The 19,596-nt window shown below is 56.8% G+C and carries 19 protein-coding genes and 3 pseudogenes; 16 read left to right on the top strand and 6 right to left on the bottom strand.

The window, feature by feature from the left end; translation table 11 throughout:
- The 4 genes and pseudogenes from AC097W_RS20440 to AC097W_RS20425 form a co-directional block, all read left to right on the top strand.
- Window positions 1–115, top strand: a pseudogene (locus tag AC097W_RS20440) (IS1595 family transposase); the annotation flags it as partial.
- Between the two features lie 4 nt (window positions 116–119).
- Window positions 120–647, top strand: a pseudogene (locus tag AC097W_RS20435) (IS91 family transposase); the annotation flags it as partial.
- A gap of 676 nt (window positions 648–1,323) precedes the next feature.
- Window positions 1,324–3,237, top strand: coding sequence for a diguanylate cyclase (locus AC097W_RS20430; RefSeq protein ID WP_479604481.1), 1,914 nt, complete (start codon window positions 1,324–1,326; stop codon window positions 3,235–3,237).
- Between the two features lie 610 nt (window positions 3,238–3,847).
- Entirely contained in the window at window positions 3,848–4,507 is a 660-nt protein-coding gene (locus AC097W_RS20425) for a hypothetical protein (protein ID WP_479604480.1), read from the top strand.
- 294 nt (window positions 4,508–4,801) lie between these two features.
- Here the strand turns inward: AC097W_RS20425 and AC097W_RS20420 are convergent, their stop codons facing one another.
- Complete coding sequence (locus AC097W_RS20420) at window positions 4,802–5,251, bottom strand: Lrp/AsnC family transcriptional regulator (protein WP_479604479.1); 450 nt, start codon at window positions 5,249–5,251, stop codon at window positions 4,802–4,804.
- A 150-nt stretch (window positions 5,252–5,401) separates the two neighbouring features.
- Between AC097W_RS20420 and AC097W_RS20415 the strand changes: the two genes are divergently transcribed.
- From AC097W_RS20415 to AC097W_RS20405, 3 genes and pseudogenes are all read left to right on the top strand, one after another.
- On the top strand, window positions 5,402–7,102 hold the full coding sequence (locus AC097W_RS20415) for a flavin monoamine oxidase family protein (RefSeq protein WP_479604478.1): 1,701 nt from the start codon (window positions 5,402–5,404) through the stop codon (window positions 7,100–7,102).
- A 26-nt stretch (window positions 7,103–7,128) separates the two neighbouring features.
- Window positions 7,129–7,968 carry a carbon-nitrogen hydrolase family protein gene (locus tag AC097W_RS20410; protein WP_479604477.1) on the top strand — a complete coding sequence of 280 codons (840 nt, stop codon included), beginning with the start codon at window positions 7,129–7,131 and terminating at the stop codon, window positions 7,966–7,968.
- A gap of 92 nt (window positions 7,969–8,060) precedes the next feature.
- A pseudogene (locus tag AC097W_RS20405) lies at window positions 8,061–8,496 on the top strand (IS3 family transposase); the annotation flags it as partial.
- A gap of 98 nt (window positions 8,497–8,594) precedes the next feature.
- Here AC097W_RS20405 and AC097W_RS20400 read toward each other — a convergent pair.
- Window positions 8,595–9,515, bottom strand: a complete 921-nt coding sequence (locus tag AC097W_RS20400) for a diguanylate cyclase (protein ID WP_479604482.1) — start codon at window positions 9,513–9,515, stop codon at window positions 8,595–8,597.
- A 618-nt stretch (window positions 9,516–10,133) separates the two neighbouring features.
- On the opposite strand from AC097W_RS20400, the gene AC097W_RS20395 reads away from it, so the two are divergent.
- The gene (locus AC097W_RS20395) at window positions 10,134–10,364 is read left to right on the top strand and encodes a c-type cytochrome (protein WP_479604476.1); all 231 of its coding nucleotides are present in this window, start codon (window positions 10,134–10,136) and stop codon (window positions 10,362–10,364) included.
- 114 nt (window positions 10,365–10,478) lie between these two features.
- On the opposite strand, the gene AC097W_RS20390 is transcribed toward AC097W_RS20395, so the two are convergent.
- Both AC097W_RS20390 and AC097W_RS20385 read right to left on the bottom strand, forming a co-directional pair.
- Complete coding sequence (locus AC097W_RS20390; RefSeq protein WP_479604475.1) at window positions 10,479–10,868, bottom strand: GNAT family N-acetyltransferase; 390 nt, start codon at window positions 10,866–10,868, stop codon at window positions 10,479–10,481.
- A 202-nt stretch (window positions 10,869–11,070) separates the two neighbouring features.
- A complete protein-coding gene (locus AC097W_RS20385) occupies window positions 11,071–12,369 on the bottom strand; it encodes a lytic murein transglycosylase (RefSeq protein WP_479604474.1) in 1,299 nt (432 codons plus the stop codon).
- Between the two features lie 137 nt (window positions 12,370–12,506).
- On the opposite strand from AC097W_RS20385, the gene AC097W_RS20380 reads away from it, so the two are divergent.
- The 4 genes from AC097W_RS20380 to AC097W_RS20365 all read left to right on the top strand — a co-directional run bounded on the left by AC097W_RS20380 (window position 12,507) and on the right by AC097W_RS20365 (window position 14,469).
- Complete coding sequence (locus AC097W_RS20380) at window positions 12,507–13,076, top strand: cytochrome b (protein ID WP_479604473.1); 570 nt, start codon at window positions 12,507–12,509, stop codon at window positions 13,074–13,076.
- Between the two features lie 86 nt (window positions 13,077–13,162).
- On the top strand, window positions 13,163–13,408 hold the full coding sequence (locus tag AC097W_RS20375) for a hypothetical protein (protein WP_479604472.1): 246 nt from the start codon (window positions 13,163–13,165) through the stop codon (window positions 13,406–13,408).
- 93 nt (window positions 13,409–13,501) lie between these two features.
- Entirely contained in the window at window positions 13,502–14,002 is a 501-nt protein-coding gene (locus tag AC097W_RS20370) for an antitoxin Xre/MbcA/ParS toxin-binding domain-containing protein (RefSeq protein ID WP_479604471.1), read from the top strand.
- A complete protein-coding gene (locus AC097W_RS20365; protein WP_479604470.1) occupies window positions 13,999–14,469 on the top strand; it encodes an RES family NAD+ phosphorylase in 471 nt (156 codons plus the stop codon). Before AC097W_RS20370 ends, AC097W_RS20365 begins: the two co-directional genes overlap by 4 nt.
- A 25-nt stretch (window positions 14,470–14,494) precedes the next feature.
- On the opposite strand, the gene AC097W_RS20360 is transcribed toward AC097W_RS20365, so the two are convergent.
- Entirely contained in the window at window positions 14,495–14,764 is a 270-nt protein-coding gene (locus AC097W_RS20360) for a DUF2934 domain-containing protein (RefSeq protein WP_479604469.1), read from the bottom strand.
- Between the two features lie 413 nt (window positions 14,765–15,177).
- Here AC097W_RS20360 and AC097W_RS20355 point away from each other — a divergent pair, with 413 nt between their 5' ends.
- A complete protein-coding gene (locus AC097W_RS20355) occupies window positions 15,178–15,741 on the top strand; it encodes an ankyrin repeat domain-containing protein (RefSeq protein WP_479604468.1) in 564 nt (187 codons plus the stop codon).
- On the top strand, window positions 15,731–16,015 hold the full coding sequence (locus AC097W_RS20350; RefSeq protein ID WP_479604467.1) for a DUF5710 domain-containing protein: 285 nt from the start codon (window positions 15,731–15,733) through the stop codon (window positions 16,013–16,015). Before AC097W_RS20355 ends, AC097W_RS20350 begins: the two co-directional genes overlap by 11 nt.
- 18 nt (window positions 16,016–16,033) lie before the next feature.
- On the opposite strand, the gene AC097W_RS20345 is transcribed toward AC097W_RS20350, so the two are convergent.
- Window positions 16,034–16,345, bottom strand: coding sequence for a putative quinol monooxygenase (locus tag AC097W_RS20345; RefSeq protein WP_479604466.1), 312 nt, complete (start codon window positions 16,343–16,345; stop codon window positions 16,034–16,036).
- Window positions 16,346–16,437: 92 nt separating this feature from the next.
- Here AC097W_RS20345 and AC097W_RS20340 point away from each other — a divergent pair, with 92 nt between their 5' ends.
- Window positions 16,438–17,466, top strand: a complete 1,029-nt coding sequence (locus AC097W_RS20340) for an HD-GYP domain-containing protein (protein WP_479604465.1) — start codon at window positions 16,438–16,440, stop codon at window positions 17,464–17,466.
- A 342-nt stretch (window positions 17,467–17,808) separates the two neighbouring features.
- Window positions 17,809–19,548 (top strand): diguanylate cyclase domain-containing protein, encoded by a 1,740-nt coding sequence (locus AC097W_RS20335; RefSeq protein WP_479604464.1) that lies wholly within the window; start codon window positions 17,809–17,811, stop codon window positions 19,546–19,548.
- Window positions 19,549–19,596: the final 48 nt, after the last annotated feature.

Genomic DNA, 19,596 nt, shown 5'->3' with positions numbered 1-19,596 from the left:
CTACCTAGACAATTACCTGGGCTGGTTTCGTTCCCTGGACAACCACCACGCCAACTCTCGGGAAGCCGTCCTGGCCATGGCTCTTGGGAAATTTCCACATTTAACTGTGACATAGCCTTGCCAGATGGCTGGCACCACTTCGCAAATGTGAGTGGGTGGTGTATGCCAAACGCCCATTTGCAGGGCCGGCAGCGGTGCTGGCCTACCTGTCACGTTACACCCACCGTGTGGCCATAGCCAACTCCCGTCTGCTGGCCATGGATGAGCGAGGTGTCACCTTCCGCTGGAAGGACTACCGCGACAAGAGCAATCCGGATAGGCCGAAGCACAAGACCATGACGCTCACGGCTGACGAGTTCATGCACCGATTTCTGCTGCATGTGCTCCCCATGGGGTTTCACCGCATCCGCCACTTCGGCCTGATCGCCAACAACGCTCGCAAGGAGAAGCTGGCACTTGCGCGTGAACTCTTAAACGTGGTGACTGCGGTTCCATCTGTCCAGGTTACGGATGCAAATGCCGCATCCGACGAGCCGGTGCGGCCGAACTTTGTATGCACGCACTGCGGCGCACGCATGCTTGTTGTGGAATCGTTCCTGCGTGGTCAGACGATTCGAGCGCCACCTTTAGCGCGGGGGTCACCATGATCACACGCTTGTCCCGGCAGCGGCACAGGCAACTGACAAAGCTATCCGGAACGTCAGCTGGGATGAGCTTGACTGCTGCGGATTTGGCAGGTATTTGGATGCACGCGCGCATTGCCAATCGCAAGCAATTCTCGCCATCGGGAACGCCTTGCAGTCAATTGCACGCCCGACTCGCACGTCTGTATCGCTGGGTTGCGGTGGCTGGCTACTTCAAATCGCCATAGCTCTATAACGACTTGGTCTGCGCGCGGGCCGTCTCTGGCCCCGCGGTTTCCTCCCTCGGGGCTTGTAGGATGCCCGCCCTTACGAGTTATCGATATTCTGGTGGCACGCCGCTGCGGGCGGGCATCCTACAACCCTTAACAGAAGCCGTCCACCACGACCGGCAGGTTACGGGAAGTCCAGTTTGGTGAATTGCCAACTCATACGTTTACTTGACTTTGATTGGCAAATGATTTGATGAACACGAACCGCTCCAGATGGTGATGTGCATACCAGTCCAAGCTACAACGTGTTTTGTTCAAGCGCCATGGTGATCATCCCACCATGTGAAGTGCATCGTAGACTAAAAACAACAAGGTCGATGATTGAGAACAGATAGTTCGCCATACATACAGCGTTTTTAGTCAACCTAAACGTCAGGCAACGACAACTTCCGGGCGTAAAATACCTCACGATGCTCACGCCACTGCGCAATGTGGGTCGCCTACTCTCCCTTGTTTCCTTACCGATTTCCATCCGGGCGTTGGCACGTCTTGTCGTCGTCGCGCTTTTCTCATGGTTTGGAAGTGGGGCTGCATCTGCCCTAGGCACCTCCAGTCCAACTGACGGCATTTCGCAAACCTATCTCTCTGACACGCCGGGTCAACAAGCCACACTGATCGTTGGCAGCGAGCAAGAGTACCCGCCTTTTTCCACCGGTATGGCCGACGACACGGCAGGTGGGTTTACGGTTGACTTGTGGAAAGCGGTGGCAGCAGAGAGTGGCTTGAGTTACCGCATTCGGGTGCTGCCTTTCCATCTGCTCCTTCAGGAATTCAAAGCCGGGAAGATTGATGTCCTGCTCAACCTGGCACAGTCAGATGAACGCCGCAAGCTGGCCGATTTCACGGTGCCCCATGTCGTGATCAATGGCGCCATTTTCGTGCGCAAGGATCAGACTGGCATCGTGGTTGCCAATGACCTTGCTGACAAATCCATCATTGTGATCAACACGGATCTGGCTCAGGACTACGCCCGGTCCAAAGGATGGGCCAAACAGTTGGTGCTGGTGGACACCGCAGCCGATGGCTTGCGGTTGCTATCCTCCGGCAAACACGACGCCATGCTGCTGAGCAAATTGACCGGCTTGCAAACGCTGCAGACACTGGGTTTGATCAATGTTGAAGTACATAAGGAAAAGGCAGGGTTCTCACAGAAATTTGCATTTGCCACACACCCTGGCGCAACCGAATTATTGGCCACACTCAATGAAGGCCTGGCACTCACCAAGGCCAATGGAATCTACGACACCTTGTACGAAAAGTCGTTTGGTGTCTACGACGCGAAGGACATGCATTGGCGTGACCTGCTCACGTATCTTGCGCCTGTGTTCATCCTGTTGTCTTTGATCGCCGGGTATTTTTTCTATCGCTGGCAAGTGGAGCGTCACCGGGTGCTGACCGCCGTGGCCGAGTCCCGCAATTTCTTGCTGACGGTTATTAACAGCACACCCACCCGAATATTTTGGAAAGATTTCGATTTGCGTTTCCTCGGTTGCAACGCCGCATTTGCCAGCGATGCCGGCATGACCCACCCCGAGGATCTTATTGGTAAAGACGACCATCAGTTGTGGTGGGTGACACATGCTGAGGCCTATCGTGCGGATGATCGGGAGGTTATGGCGTCGGGTGTCGCCAAACTGTCTTACGACGAACAACAAACCACACCAATGGGCAAGACCATTTGGCTGCGCACATCCAAGGTTCCGCTACGCAATACCAAAAATGAAATCATCGGTTTGCTTGGGGTCTACGACGACATCACCCAACGCAAACTGTTGGAAGAACAAGTTCGCCAATTGGCGTTTCATGATGCACTGACTGGACTTCCCAACCGCCGGATGCTGGCCGACCGATTGAGCCAGACCAGGTTAGCCAGCCAGCGCAACGGCCAGTACGCGGCCCTGATCCTTCTTGACCTGGACAATTTCAAGTCACTCAACGACACACAGGGCCATGAGGCTGGCGATTTGTTGCTACTGGAAGTGGCAGGCCGCTTGCAAAGCTGTGTTCGAGCCATCGACACCGTGGCGCGCCTGGGGGGTGATGAGTTTGTGCTGCTGTTGAGTGATTTGAATGAAGAACAGACCACGTCCATGGCACAGGCCGCACTCGTCGCTGAAAAAGTCCGATTCAAACTATCACAGCCCTACCTACTCACCAGCGTCGCCGGCACCATTGAGCACCATTGCACGGCGAGCATTGGTGTGACCGTGTTTGTCGGCGACCAGCTCAGTCAGGACGAGATTCTCAAATGTGCCGACAAAGCGATGTACCTGGCCAAGGGAAAAGGACGCAACCAGGTTCATTTTTGTGATCTGAACAATTGAGTGGCGCTGTGCTGGCTGACGACTGTATTCTTCAGCAAGCCGCTGCCACCGGGTGCGCTGGAGGTGTTGGCGAAGGGACGCTGATGGGTTCTATGGGGCAAAATTCTATGGCGGGCGGGTCCAAATCAAGCCTGTTGGACTGATGAAATGCGTCATTGCCGAGGGCGTCGAAACATCCAGGCAGGTTAAGCTTCTGCTGGCTCAGCAGCGTGAACTGGCATCCAGAGGGATGCACTCATTAACATACCCCCCGTCGTGTATGACAGGCACGACCCTTGGTTAAGCAGAGCACCCAATGTCGGCTATCTGGCGGGCAGATCAGCAAGTCGAATTTCCGCTGACAGTCTGTTGGCGACCTCAGCTAAGCGTTGTTAGCAGCCCTTCGAGAAGGACGCACAGTTTCGAGATTGGCGTTTCTAGACCCTAGAATAAAAAATAAGCAGGCTGCGGGGTCTGTCGGTATTTTTTATGCCTGTCTAACTTTCAGGTAATCCCGGCGCAAGTAAGGCTGAACGCCACTTCCACGAGGAATTGATGGCTAGGTTATCCCGCCGCGCCCAGATTAATCCGCACGTTTTGAGATGTACATTCGTTCTATGGCCCTAGCAACATGAACCTCACTACTGCGCCGACAGCTTATCGCTTCGGCATTGTCACTGCTCTGGCACTGGCGTTGCTCACGCTTGCGTATGCCATCGTCCTGGCGATTGGTCTGCTCACACTGCCTTCGCCAAGTCACGCAATACAGGACCCTTGGTTCACACTCATGGAGGTCCTCATCCTGGCCATAGCTCCCACCATGGTGGCTTTTACCGTCGCGCTCCACCAATGGGTGCCTCAGGAGCGCCAGGCTCTGTCCTTGTCCGCCGTTGTGTTCATGGCAATGTGCGCCATTGTTACGTGCACGGTGCACTTCGCCGTCCTCACGCTAAGTCGGCTGCCTACGTTCGCCGAACCCAGCATCGCCCGGGCAGTGTTTGCGTTTCAGTGGCCCTCGGTGGTGTACGCGCTCGACATCCTCGCTTGGGACTTCTTCTTCCCAATCGCGGCGCTGCTTGCAGGCGCTTCGCTCGGCGGCAGCCAAGCTACTCTGGTGCGTTGGTTGATTCTCGCAAGTGGGCTGCTCGCCTTCGTCGGCCTCGCCGGGGTTCCGCTTGCCAATATGCAGATTCGCAACATCGGCATCATCGGCTACGTTCTGGTCTTTCCTCTCGCAGCTGTACTCATGGCCAAGCGATTCAGCCGTCCGGGTAGGACGAGTTCGGCCTAACCTTTAATCGAGAGGCGTAAAACCTGCATTTCGAATGACAACTTTAGAGCGACATGGGGTGGCTGCTTTCAGTCTGAACACGTCTTTTAATGTCCAGTTTCGGGATTCCATTGAATGTCCGGTTGTCTGGGCTTTCATCCGCAGTTTGTTGGGTCCTTCGCAAACTATCATCACTTTCGACCCAAAGCGGGAGGTTGCGATTGGTAGAACCACTGGAACCCGCTGTCTGTCATGGTTACTGTGCCGGTCAATCCGAACCGGGTCGTCCATAGCGGTAGATCCGAGACCTCCATGCTAACGGTCTACCCGCAGGGCCAACACCACGAAGGTGTTGGTTTTGATGACCCCCTCCAATTCTCCTATTTCATCCAGGATGGCGTTGAGCTTGCTCGTGGTTGGTGCGCTGATTTGGGCGAACAGATCAAAGCCTCCGCTCACCGAAGCCAGACGGCTGAGTTCGGGCAATTGGCTCAGACGGCGGATGACTTCACGCTGCGCTTTGGGGCTGATGCTGATACCCACGTAGGCCTGCACCCCGCGGTCCAAAGCCTCCGCCCCCAAGCGAACTGCATAGCCAAGGATGACACCGTCCGCCTCCAGCCGCGCCAAGCGCGCGACTACGGTCGTGCGTGCCACACCCAACTTACGCGCTAGCTGCGCGGTGCTGGTGCGGGCATTGGTTTGCAGCAAGGCAATCAATTGGCGGTCCAGCGCATCGCGCGGGCCCAGCAAGGGGGCAGACACGGGACTATCGGAAGACGCTGGGCTTGAAATTGACGTTTTAGATATAAATTTGGTCATAGTGAATGTTTTTTAAAGTCATTATGACGATTTCATAATAGCTTTCGTCACCCAATATTCAGACAATGTCCGCACTGCTTTGATAGGACTTGTATGAACCCCACTCACGCTGCACTCAGCCCCACCTTACCCGCAGCACCCGCAGCAAGGCCCATCACCCTGTTTGGCCCCGATTTTCCGTTTGCCTTTGATGATTGGATTGCCCACCCCAGGGGCTTGGGTCAGCTACCGACCAGCGCCCTCGGGCAGGAGGTGGCCATTGTTGGCGCGGGCATGGCGGGCATGGTGGCGGCCTATGAGCTGATGCGGCTGGGGCTCAAGCCGGTGCTGTATGAAGCCTCCAAGATGGGTGGACGTCTGCGCTCGCAGCGCTTTGAGGGCGGGCAGGGCGTGGTTGCAGAGTTGGGCGGTATGCGCTTTCCTCAGTCATCCACCGCCTTTTATCACTATGTGCACCGTATGGGCCTGCAAACCCAGCCCTTTCCGAATCCGCTCACTGCAGCGGCGGGCAGCACCGTGATCGATCTCGAAGGCGAAACCTTCTACGCCCGCAGTTTGGCCGATTTGCCACCGCTTTTTCAAGAAGTGGCCCAAGCGTGGGGCCACGCTTTAGAACAAGACGCGCAGTTTTCTGCCATGCAAACGGCCATTCGGGCACGCGACCCCCACGCGCTCAAGGCGATTTGGAACACGTTGGTGACGCAGTGGGATGACCGGACCTTTTACGACTTCGTGGCCAGCTCTCAAGCGTTTTCAGCGCTCTCCTTTAAACACCGCGAAGTGTTTGGCCAAGTCGGCTTTGGCACGGGCGGTTGGGACTCGGATTTCCCCAATTCCATGTTGGAAATTTTGCGTGTGGTGATGACCGAGTGTGACGACCATCAACACCTGATCGTTGGTGGGGCTGACCAGGTTCCGCTCGCATTGTGGACCCAGGCCCCGCCCCAGTTGGCCCATTGGCCGGCAGGCACCAGCGTGTGTAGTTTGCACGGTGGTGCCACCCGGGCCGGTGTTTCCGCACTTGCCCGTGCAGCCGACGGTCGCATCGCTGTCACTGACAGCTGGGGACAAACTCAACACTACGGTGCCGTTCTGGTCACTTGCCAAAGCTGGCTACTGAGTACCCAAATCACGTGCGAAGAAAGCCTGTTCTCACACAAAATGTGGATGGCCCTGGACCGCACCCGTTACATGCAATCGAGCAAAACCTTTGTCATGGTGGATCGCCCTTTTTGGAAAGACACCGACCCGGAAACGGGCCGTGACGTCATGAGCATGACGTTGACCGACCGCCTGACCAGGGGCACCTATCTGTTTGACAACGGGCCGGGCAAGCCAGGGGTGATCTGCTTGTCCTACGCCTGGATGGGCGATGCGCTCAAAATGCTGCCCCAGCCGGTCGAAAAGCGTGTGCAATTGGCGCTTGGGGCCTTGCAAAAAATCTATCCTAAAGTAGACATTGCCAGCCACATCGTGGGCAACCCTATCTGCGTGTCATGGGAGGCGGACCCGTATTTTCTGGGCGCATTTAAAGGCGCATTGCCCGGGCACTATCGCTACAACCAGCGCATGTACGCGCACTTCATACAGGACACGACGCCCACGGAGCAGCGAGGCATTTTCATAGCAGGCGACGATGTGTCATTCACCCCCGCCTGGGTCGAGGGCGCGGTGCAGACTGCGCTCAACGCTGTGTGGGGCATCCTGCATCATTTGGGCGGCGCCTGCCATGCAGATAATCCAGGGCCTGGGGATATGTTTGCTACCCTGGGTCCGATTGAGTTGCCAGAATAATCGTACCCACAAACCAACCCATCACCATGCCACGTCTGTCCCTGACGCTCGCCTTGTACCAGTGTGCGCCGCAGCCGATGGATGTGGCCGGCAATTTGCAGCGTCTGCATGACGCAGCCCAACGCGCCCGAGCCCAAGGCGCGCAGCTGTTGGTCTGTCCGGAAATGTTTCTCACCGGCTACGCCATTGGCGCTGCAGCGGTGCATGCGCTGGCTCGCTCGGCCGACCCAGCCCAGGAGCGGAGCTACGCCGCTGCAGTGGCGCAGATTGCGCAACAGACCTCTATGGACATCGTCTATGGCTACCCTGAACGCAGCGATGAAGGGGCCGTGTACAACGCCGCGCAATGGATGAGCGTCCAAGGTCACGTGAGGTTGAATTACCGCAAAAGTCATCTTTACGGCGAGCTGGATGCGCAGCAATTCAGCCCCGCACCTGCGAGCGCTGCCCTGGCCGAACTCCGGGGTTGGCACATTGGATTGATGATTTGCTATGACGTGGAGTTTCCTGAAGCGCCGCGTCTTGCCGCGCTGGCTGGCGCGGATGTGTTGCTGGTGCCAACGGCCAATATGGAACCAAATGATTTTGTGCCGCAGCGCTTAGTGCCAGTACGAGCCTTTGAAAATCAAATCGCATTGGCCTATGCCAATTTCGCAGGGACCGAGGGAGGCTTGATCTACAACGGACAAAGCTTGATCTGTGGTGCGGACGGCGTCGTGCTATCCCAGGCCGGGCGAAGCCCGGATTTCATTGTGGCCACACTGGAACCCGAAGCGCTGGACCGCGCGCGTCAGCAACAAACTCATTTGCAAGACCTGCGGGCATGGCAGATTTCAAACGGTGGCCCAACAAACGGCAACCGTTAGCAGCTTGATAGCAAGCTAGAGAAGCACCCTCCCACAAAGTTACTCCAACGGCCCCGGGCGCGTGTTTTCGAATCTGGAAAAGCGCACACAGCTACGGCTCCTACTTGGGAGAAATCAGCTCTGCGCCAGAGAATCTCATCAACCGCGACTTCCACGCTGTAGCCCCAAACGAGAAGTGGCTCACGGACATCACGGAGTTCCAAATCCCAGCTGGCAAGGTGTATCTATCGCCCATGATCGACTGCTTCGATGGGCTGGTTATCAGCTGGACAATCGGCACGCGTCCAGACGCTGATCTGCTCGATGTCGCGCAAAGGATGCTCTCCTGATAACGCAGCCTGTGACGGCTTCTTTGGACGGCTGAAAACGGAGCTGTTCTATTCTCGAGACTGGCAGGCTACAACCATTGACCAGTTCATGCAGGTCATTGACACTGACATTCGCTGGTATAACGAAATGAGGATGAAAATCCCTCTTGGCTCACTCAGTCCCCTTGAATACGGAGAGAGCCTCGGACTTACGGCATAAGCCAGTCCAAGTTTTACGCCGCATCCCCAAGTGGTCAATTTTCGGTCGGCGTCAACTGTTCGCTGAATCATTCAGTGTGTCTGCTCGATTTCCCTCGACTACGTCGCCCAAACTGCCCGATTTCTGCCTCCCCGCTTGGCTTCGTAGAGCGATTGGTCGGCCCTTTGGTAAGCCATGTCTGCGCTCATCCCCTGACTTAACAATACCAAACCGGCCGAACAGGTGTAGCTGAATTCCGGATGCTCTGGCAAGGGTCTCCCCTGCGCCAATAATTTGAGGATGCGTTGCACGATAGCCTCGGCCTGGGATCTGTCAGTCTCTGGCAGCAGCAGTAAGAACTCTTCACCCCCGACTCGGCCAAAACCGTCAACGCGGCGCAGCGTGTTGCACACGACGCTGGCGAAATGCTTTAACACTTCATCCCCGCTTCTATGTCCGTAGGTGTCGTTGACTTTCTTGAAAAAGTCTAGGTCCATCAATACCAGCACGCCGAGTTTGCGCCCCAGATTAACAAGTTTGACCTGCTCTTCAAGAAGTTGCAGGATGTGCGCCCTGTTACTGATGCCGGTCAGTGAATCGGAGAGCGCAGCGAGCAATGCTGAGTCACGCTCTACCCGCAAGCCCCGTTCCCCCGCGCGCAAGCCGGATATGTCGCTGGACATCACCAGCATCCAACCTTGCTCGTCCTGGGTCTGCGTCATCAAGAACCATCGTCCATCGCAGAGATCGACCTCAAAGCTTCTATATGCCTGCTTGCCGCGCCGCGATCGGACCGACGCCAACCAGGCTTCAAAATCATCCGTTTCGATTTTCGAGCCTACTTTTTCGGTGTAGTTGCGCCGCAGAATATCGTCCCACGAAATTACCTCGTAAGTCCCGATGCCGTAGGCTTTGCGAAAAGCCTTATTGGCATAGCGCAATACCTCATTCGGGTCATACAAACCGATAAGCACCGGCGAGTCCTCTTGCAGCCGCAGGACGTGCATCGAAAAATCCTCGAGGGAGTGGGAGTTTTGCATCGTCACGAATCAGCGTCTGGCGTCACGAATCGGTGTGTTTAAGGGCTTGAGATGGTGCGCAGATAGCCGATTGGAGTGGGATCTTACGCGCATTGAGATAGATCAATTCAACTCGTGCCACAGCGCCCCCACATGGATTTGCCAATGGAAATGCTACCAGCTAAAAGACGCCCATGCAGTTTATTTTGATCCGAAGTCACCAAGCAAAAAACTGGCTGCAATGCTAGCCGCGCCAGGCCCATGCATTTACACGGCAACAAGTGCCGCTACATGTGGAAATGAAACACAAACGGACTTCTGAAAAACCGAGTCGGCCAGAAATGTATCCAAGCGGGGGAAGTCGGTTGATCTGTCGATCCCTTGCGGTCGTTCGCCAATGGCTGCAAATGGCCTACAGCAGCCGGCGGGTGGGAGCCAGTGACGCAAATGCGTTTACGACTGTAATTGCGCGGGATATTTGCATAGACAGTGAACCCGACATGACGGTTGCGAAAGAGTCCTTTGCGGAATACACTAAATTTGATGGCAAGTCCTAAAGGAGAGAGCATGCTTCGAAGATGGAAAATCGTTGTCCTGTTCATTTCGCTCGGCAGCCTTGCTCATGCTGAAACACAGCCAATGCCCGACGCTACACGCGGCGAGTTGCTCTACCGAACACATTGCATTGCTTGCCACAGCGACGAAGTGCATTGGCGTGACAAAAAACTCGTCACTGACGGGAAAAGCCTGCAGTCAGAAATACGCCGCTGGATGGAGGTTTCAGGCCTTCGCTGGAGCAGCGAAGACATTGCGGAGGTTGGGCGCTACCTCAATGCCGCCTACTACCGATCTAACGCCTTGGACTATTGATGGAGTTCCCGAAAACGCTATACATGGCCCTCAAAGCGCATTGGCGAAACGACTCCAAAGTGGTCACTGGACTGGATTGGTGGAAATGTCGCCAGGCTCATTCAGGCGGAGGGATTAAAAACGACCTGCGTTCACTTTCAACTGATCTGGCGAAAAGCGAAAAATCGTCATGGCATCCACGCTGCAGGCACCCATATTCCGATAGAACCTGATCGTCGGTTCGTTCCAATCCAGGCAGCCCCATTCCAACCGTTCACAGCCCCGCTCCACGGCAAGTTTTGACATGAATGCCATCATGATTTCCCCAAGTCCCTTGGAGCGCGCGGCTTCATCGATCAGGAACCCGTCAATGTACAGCCCCGACTGTCCGATGAACGCGGAAGAGTTCTGGCAGAAATAAACGAAGCCAACGGTCTGTCCTTCGTAATCCCCAAAAACAGCTTCTCCTTTTCCTTCCAAGAGGATAGCTTGGTTCCAAGTGGGTTGGGTATCGGACAAAGCCATTGATCGTTTTCATGCTGCCTCCCTCCATGCCTAGTCATTCGCATGGAGTTTTGAGAATGATTTAGGCCCGCGCCCCACGTGGAATATGCACAACTTGCTATTTAATTCATAGCATGTATTCATTGCGTCCGCACTGTCGGCGGTGTAGGGCCCACAGCAGTCGGCGGAGTGGTTCCCCCATCGCCAGCGTGGCGCCATCCCGTCACTGCAGGCGCTGCAGAAGATCCAAGGTCGGATAGCCGTCCGCTGGCAGGCCCAGGCTGCGCTGGTATCGGCGAACGCCGCGCTGCGTGGCCGGACCCATCATTCCGTCGGGCGTGCCGCTGTCGAAGCGACGTGCGTTCAACGCCGTCTGCAGCGCCAGCAACTGGCTTCGGGTCAGGGCCTGCAAATCGCGTGGCCAGGTTGTCTGCACCGCAGGGCCGTCGGCCAGCCGTTGCGCCAGCAGGCCGACGGCGAGCGCATAGCTGGTCGAATTGTTGTAGCGAAGGATCGTTCTGAAGTTGGGGCCAACCAGAAAGGCTGGACCACGCGCGCCGGCCGGAAGCAGGATAGAACTGTCGGCCAGCGCTGGCAACGGCGCGCGGTCCATCGACTGCACCCCCTCGTTTGTCCATGCCGAAGCCGGTTGTCGAATGTCGGCGTCGGCATGGGCATAGTCAAATGCCGGGGGCAAGAGCACTTCAATCCCCCACGGCTGGCCAGCCTGCCATCCGGACTTTGAGAGGAAGTTTGCGGTCGACGCCATCACATCGGCTACGCTGCCCCAGATGTCGCGTCGGCCATCGCCATCGGCATCGACCGCATAGGCCAGAAAGTTCGAGGGCAGGAACTGCGTCTGGCCCATTGCACCGGCCCACGAACCGATCATCTGCGCGCGGTCAATGTCGCGGTTCTGCAGGATTTTCAAGGCAGCGAGCAATTGGGCACGCGCCCACTCCTCGCGTCGCCCCTCGAAACCGAGCGTCGCCAGGGCGTCGATGGTCGGGATGTCGCCGACGTTGCCGCCGTAATTGCTCTCCATGCCCCAGATCGCGACGAGGACCTCCGCCGGGACGCCGTAGCGCGTTGCAATGGCATCGACTTCAGGCCGCAGTTGAAGCAGTTTTTCCTGCCCACGGGCGATTCGCTGCGTTGACAGCGCGTTGTCGAGATAGTCCCATACGTTGCGTGTGAACTCCGGCTGGGTGCGATCCAATTCGATGACACGCGGGACGAAGCGGACATTGTCGAAGGCAACCTGGAGCGTGGCCTCGTCGATGCCGGCTGCGAGGGCATTTCTGCTGAACGCGTCGACCCATCGGGCAAACTTCTGGCTGTGTTCTGCTTCGTTGGATCCGGCTTGCGTCGCGTGGGTTCCGGCCGTCGATGGAGCCGATACCTGGGGTGCGATTGCTGGTGCGGAGGCGCAACCCGCAACCGCGAAGACTGCCAGCGATGCGGGAACAAGCCAGCTGCGGGCGGACGCTTGAAAACGGGATGGTTTTTGCATTTCTGCCATTCTCGTCGTTCTTTGAAGCCAGAGTGATCGGACGCTGCCCTCGACCCGGTGCATCCTCAAGTCGCCGCTGACACCCTTGCCTTCATAAATCGTTAACAAACGCGTTCCATAATCCCTTCAACTTTCCAGGGAAATATATGAATCTGCGGTCTACACCCCAATACGACTCTCTTAGTCGGGCATTTCACTGGGTCACGGCCATATTGGTGACCATCGCCTTCATCCTTGGTCCGGGTGGCTTTGGCCGCCTCATGCGTGAAGGGGTAGACCCCGCCACGCGAAGCGATATCGTCTGGCACGAATCCCTGGGGTTACTGGTCTTTGCGTTGACCGTGTTGCGCCTCATTTGGGTATCGGTACGGCCAGCCGCGCCGGCGTTCCAGATGGCCGGGTGGATGCAAGCAACGGGCAAATTGATGCACATCGCACTGTGGGGGCTGATGCTTGCGCTGCCCATGACTGCGCTTCTGGCCCTGGGCAGTGAGGGACATCCGCTGACGCTGCTGGGTGGTGTCCGCTTTGACCAGATGCCCCTAATTGCTGAATCCGGCATCGCAAAAATGGCGGACTGGGGCGACGTTCATACATTCCTGGGCGACGCCATCATGTGGTTCGCGGGTTTGCATGCCGCTGCCGCCATCTTCCATCACCTGGTGCTCAAAGATGGCGTGCTCTCATCCATGCTTCCCTGGAAAAATACGCGCTAAGGCACTCTCTCGCAGTCGCCCGACGTACAGAAACGCCGGATAGGATAGGCTGCTGGCGCAGGTGTCCTCACTTTCAAACTCAAAAAATGCCCGCAACCGAACTTATTGTCACCTCCGCTGGAAGCCTGGCAGGCAAAGAAATGCTGATTCCTACCGGGAAAGAGGGGGCGCACTTTGCGCATATCCAGGACTGGCTCACGGCCCAACTCAAGGCCAAGAAGGCGGTGAAAGACGTGAGCACGCAGGTGCTGGTCAAGGGCATCAAGCAATGGGCCGCTTACGAGGAAAAAGCGGGCTCCAAAACCGTTCGCACGGTTTTTAAAATTACCTAGTTTGCGCCGCAACCCGCGCAAGCGCCCTCGCTATACGCAAGTCCAGAATTAGACTAATATCTGTCCAATTCAAGACTCTTTAGGGGCATCACCATGGCCACGACAACTGCAGCAAGCACACCCAAGGGTTTGACGTATCACCCGGGCAAGGGGGCCATCCGGTCATTCACGGCCGATGTTGCCCGTGCCTCGCCCCTCACGCTGGTGGAACTGGAAAGGCAGGGGGTATCTCCCCGGTTGTTCAATGACCTGCGGGCCGAAATGGGCCTGTCGTCCGCCCGCATGGTTGAGATCTTCAAGTTTCCCCGTTCCACGCTCGCTAGCAAAATCAAGTCAAAGGCGCCGCTTAAAGGTCGCGAGGGGCAGGCCACCATCAAAATGGTCAAGTTGCTGGCACAAGCGCAGCGCATGGTGGACAACAGCACCAGCGATCAGGCCGAGGGGTTCGATGCTGCACACTGGTTGGGCCAGTGGCTGGAGGTGCCCCAGCCTGCACTGGGCGGCCTGCGCCCTGCTGATCTGCTGGATACCGAAACCGGTACCCAAATGGTTCACCAGGTGCTGGGTGCCATGGAAAGCGGTGCCTACCTGTGAGGCTGTGGCGCATCGCTACTGAAACTCGGTTATTCACAGCCCAGGACCTCAGCGGCAAAGGCGCGGCCATCAACCCCGGCCGTTGGAACGGCCCCGGCCAACCCGTGATGTATGCGGCACCCACGGCGGCCTTGGCCATGCTGGAAACCACTGCCCACATCAATTCGCTCGGGTTGCCAATGAATCGCTTTCTGGTTGCCATTGACGTGCCTGACGCCCTGTGGGCGCAGCGTCAGGACATTCCCGTGGACCAACTTCCAGTCGGGTGGTCGGCCATACCTGCCGGTTTGAGCAGTGTCGAGGTGGGCGCGCAGTGGCTGTCGCGCCAGAGCAGCCTGCTGCTGTGCGTGCCGTCGGTCATCGTGCCAGAGGAGTCCATTGCCCTCATCAATCCGGCACACCCCATGGCCAGCCAACTCACCGCTATGAAGGTGCGGCCTGTGACCTATGGAGCAGTCTTCAGGTAGTTGCGATACAAAATAATCGGTGTACTCAGTGCTTTTGCGTCGCCGCCGCTGAATCGTTCAACTTCTGGTCCACCTGTGCTTCGGCTTGCAGCCAGTCATCCAGTTCATGTCCGTCTTGAAAGTTGCGTGCCTCGTAGAAAGAATACGCGGCTTGTCGAACCATATCAATTCGCCAATCGACGGACTGATTGTCGTCTCGGCTCGCTGCTTTGCCGCCCTTTGATGCCGAAGATGAGCGCTTTTTGCTTGGCGCAACGTCTGGCTCGGATTGAATTGCGGCGTGGTGATGTTTCATGTCGTGCCTTTTGAACATTAGCCAATGTGATCTCTGGCGAGCAAGCTCCTGCGGTAGCCAGACCTGAAATAGACCCGCCAGCCTTTTCAGGGGCTGGCGGTTGTGGTGGGAACCCCGGGCCAGGTCGTCACGCTGACACGTCTGGGGACGTTCCCCTCCGTCCCAATGTTGAACATCAAGACTCAGTCCAAATCATTGAACCCCCCAGCTCTGCGCCTCTCAGGACCTGCTGTCGCGATCCACAAAAGACACGTTTTCAATATATTCACCGCTGAGGATTTCTTATTGAGATTTCTCAAATATGCATACTTTATTTGCGCACGCCATTCTCCGAACTCCAGTTCTGCCGAGAACCGGATAGGGAATCAAACGGATAATTGCATGATCAGTGATCGCCCATCAAGGAACAACGCGTGACAGAGTTGAATGCAGTACCCGAAGCCGGTGAAGAGATTCCAGCAAAGAAGAGCACGGCAGGTGTTTCCAAAGCCCAAAACGAGATCAATGAAAAATTGATGCTTGCCATCTTTGCCGGAGATCTGGCGCGAATGCAGGAGTTGATTGCCAATGGGGCTTCGTTAACCTGCAGGAATCATGCATCCCAGACGCCTTTGATGGTTGCTTGCAGGATGGGTCACGTTGACATTGCGGTCTGGATCATTGCCCAGTGGTGCTCCATGGGGAGCGGCGCGATGGAATGGCTTAACGCCAAAGACACTCTGGACCGCACTGCGCTGATGGTGGCGTGTGAGAAAGGTGATCTCGCCATCGTGTCCGCCTTGATGGACGCCGGTGTCGACGTGGTTGCGCACGACATGGTTGGACGCAGTGCCCAGGATTACCTCAAAGACAGTGCGAATTTTGAAGCTATTTTTGCGGTCGTCGGACACAAGAATTTGACCGAACAGCAACTGAAGCCTGCACTTGCCACACCAAAGTCCAGGGCGCCAAGGAGGTCAGTAGCCCATGCGAATTAACCTGAAAGTACCATTTGCCCAAAAAGATGCGGCCAAGGAACTGGGTGCACGTTGGGATGCGACCCGAAAGATTTGGTATGTCATCGATCCGGAGTGCGTGGACGTATTTTCTGACTGGATGCCGGGGGTGCAGTCGGCCACTGCAGAAAAGATCACCACCAGTGCAAAGCCGAGCGCCGGGCATGGCGTGCTGACAGGCCCGAAGGACACTCAGTTGCTTTGCGGGTGCCAGGTTCTCCCGTGGGAGCATTGCGAGCACTCCCTGATCAAGTGATCAGGCCGGTTGCTGGTTTCAGGCTACGGGTTCCAGCACATGCACCACCACTGAAACAAGCCAGTCTTTGACTTGTGCCGAGAAGGCCTGCATGTGGGGTGCGACGCCATGTGCCTGCAAGGCTGCGAGGCTTGCCCATTTTTCCACCACCACAAAGGTGTCTGAACCGACGCTGCCGGTAGATGGCGGCATGCCCTGGGCGTCGACCGTCGCGGTGTATTCGAGGCAACCCGCTTCAGCATGCACAGCGCCCGTTAGGGTGTTGAACGCTTCCAGAATTTTGCTGCGTTGGCCGGGTTGCGCGGTAATCACGGCGATGACGTGGATCATGGTTTTTCTTGGAAGATGTCAATCAAAGGTCAGTAAATCACTGGACAATACTGTTACGCGGGCGGCTGTGTCCGAAAACAAACCAACAACCTATGAGCGAAATAGAACCCACTGAGCCGGTCGACGGTAAGGCACAAGGCGACTCGGATCGGCACGACTTGGCATCGCTGGTTGCCACGTCTGACGTCAGCTTGCGGCCTTTTCCTGTTGCCGAGGGGCTGGAGGAATGGGACCAATTATTGGCCAGGGCTGCGCGACTGTTGCGGGAAAGTGTGATCGACAGTGCGTGGGTTGGGCGTTTAACTGATTTGGCACTCAGCGTTCGCACACTGGCCAGGCGCAACGCTGATATGGCGCTTTACGTATTGATTCAAGCCAATGGGCGGGGCCTTGACCATTACAGTGCCCAGCACGCAATGATCTGCCAGGTTATTGCAGAACTGGCGGCTGAATGGATGGAATGGCCGGAAGAGGAAAAACAGTCGCTTGCTCTGGCGGCACTCAGCATGAATGTGAGCATGACTGCGCTGCAGGATTCGCTTGCCAAGCAGAGCACCGCCTTGTCAGAGGGGCAACGCGAATTGGTGGGCGCCCATGCCGACGCAAGCGCCGACTTGCTGATCAAAGCGGGTGTCGTTGAACCCGTCTGGCTTTATGTGGTGCAACATCACCATAAGATTCATGAATCAGATTCGGGCGATGCCGCGGGCGCCGGGCCTCGTCTGGCCGAGTTGCTAAGGCGTGTGGATGTTTACACGGCAAAACTGAGCAGCCGGGGGTCACGCGCGTCCATTACTCCAGCAATGGCCGCCCGTGACGCCTGCCTTGGCGCAGGGGGGCACCCGGACAGCACTGGCGCCACGTTGCTGAGAGTCGTCGGACTGTATCCACCAGGCACTTTTGTTGAGCTGGCAAATGGTGAGACCGCTGTGGTGATTGAGCGTGGAAAAAAGGCCCATACGCCCATTGTGGCCAGCGTTCGTCGTGAAGATGGCGGAGTGCTGATGCAGCCGTTGCGCAGAGATACTTTGCGATCCGGAATGACGGTCAAGCGGGGAATCGAGCCCAGTCGGGTACGAGTTATGTTTGAGCATCGTCGCACACTTGCATGTGCCTTTTGAATTGCAAGGGCAGCGCGTAGCCTAAGCGCGCGTTTCTGCAGAGCCGCGTCGGCATTCAGCTGTTCATACCCGGGCGCTTTCGCAATCGCCTCAACGGTAACGTGGGGTTGAGGTTCATTGACATGGATGGCCATGTCAGTTTGTTTAAAAGCTTCAGTCGGATTGCGTGCCGATGTGGTGCAGACGTCACCGGCATGAGGCTCGCTCTGTGCGGCTTCAATGGGGCTGCCACCTATAATTTCTTCGCCGTTACGCTGCCAAGAATCAAAAAGATCAGCGGTGAGACAACTCGTGCGGAGCATCGCAGAGACGGCCTTCACACGTTGGATTGGAAATGCTTGCATGCTGAAACAAGAAAACTTCCGTTTGTCCTTGCGCCAGGTTCTGACGATTCCCTACGTCGTGCTGGTACTGGTACTGGCGCTGACAATTGTTGGGCTTTCTTACCTGACGGGCAGCCGCGCAGTGGATTCAGTCGCTTCCCACTTGCTCCTTGAAACGGTAGGCCGTATCGGCCAGGCCGTCGATCGCCATGTGGTGGGTTCAGGCGCTGTTCTGGAGGCTGCGTTTCCGGATGGAATGCCGGTGGCACCGTCCATTGATGCCGAGCTTGAGAGTCTTCGCACCCGTTTCTGGATTGCGACTTCCTTGCACCTGGATCCGCACAACTACGTCTACTTTGGCAATCGTCTGGGTCAGGGAATTGGCCTGTACCGGTATTCCCGTACCGAAGGCGAACTGCGTATCAAACTCAAACCCGATGAGTTGCGCACCTTCTACCGGTTCACTGGAATCGACGGCCCATTGAACTTCAGTTCCCGTGAGGCGAAGTTGTTTGATCCACGAAAGCGCCCATGGTACGAGGCCGGAGCAAACCAGAGTGCGCACACCTGGACCTCTGTTTATATTGACTTTGGGTCGGGAGACCTCGTCGCTACGCGCGCGCGGCGGGTTTTGGGCGCACAGGGTGAATTTGAAGGGGTGGTGGCAACGGATGTGTCCTTGCGTGCCCTGAATAACTTTGTTTCCAAAATACCGGTTTCGCAGCATGGGCTGGCTTTCATCGTGGAGCCCGATGGGGATTTGATCGCCTCATCGGCCAGCCCCAATATCAAAATACTGTCTGACGGCACCAAGAACCGAATCAGCGCGAAGGAGAGTGGCAACCCCCTCGTTGCAGCCACTTATGAAGAGGTTCTCAAGCGCCTGGCCCAGCCTGATACCAAGGCCAGCGCACAGACCTTCAGTTTTGACGGCCCGGACGGTCAGGTCATTCATGCTGCCTACGACCGGCTGAGAGACGACGCCGGACTGGAGTGGATTACGGTGGTGGTTTCGCCCCGTAGTGATTTCATGTCGGGAGTGACTGAAAACGTATTGCGCTCGGCGATATTGAGCGTGCTGGCCATTGTGGTGGCCATTGCACTGGGGACGCGCATTCTGAACTGGGTCGCTGGCGATCTCAAGCGTCTGTCGGATGCCGCATTGCGCGTTGGCGAAGGGCAACTCAACTGGCCAGTCGGCATCAAACGGGCCGATGAAATCGGGCAACTTGCGCAAAGCTTTGAGACGATGCAGCGGCGCCTCCAGACAGACGGGCTGACCAGTTTGGCCAATCGGGATGCCTTCATGCTGCGCCTGCGGCAAAAAATCGGCGAAGCCGAAAACCAGCGAGGGGGCGACCGTTTCGCTGTGCTGTTCATTGATTTGAATCGTTTCAAATACATCAACGACCATTTTGGGCATGAAATGGGTGACCGGGTCCTGATTGAAGTGGCCCAGCGCCTGCAACGCGCCGTCCGCTCCCGGGATTTTGTGGCCCGCTTGTCTGGCGACGAGTTCGTTGTTCTGCTGGACCGGGTGGACAGCGAAGAAGGGCTGGAGCGCGTTCGCAAGGAAGTTGAGGCCAGTTTGAAAGAACCACTCCTGGCCTTGGGTATTGCAGCACCCAACGCCATTGACTTTGGTGGATCGGTGGGGGAAGCCCTGTTTCCTGAAGACGGGACAGACGCGGAGTCGCTGCTCAAAAAAGCGGATCGCAGGATGTACGGTCAAAAGTTCTCGGACCGGCGAGCCAGCTAGCCGACCAATCGTTGGGGCGGCTCCAAAAGGGGGCGTGACGGGGTAACC

Source organism: Rhodoferax sp. GT1R46, from assembly GCF_056521285.1.
The sequence above is the reverse complement of the archived record's forward strand: the minus strand, read 5'-3'. Positions and strand labels throughout refer to the sequence as shown.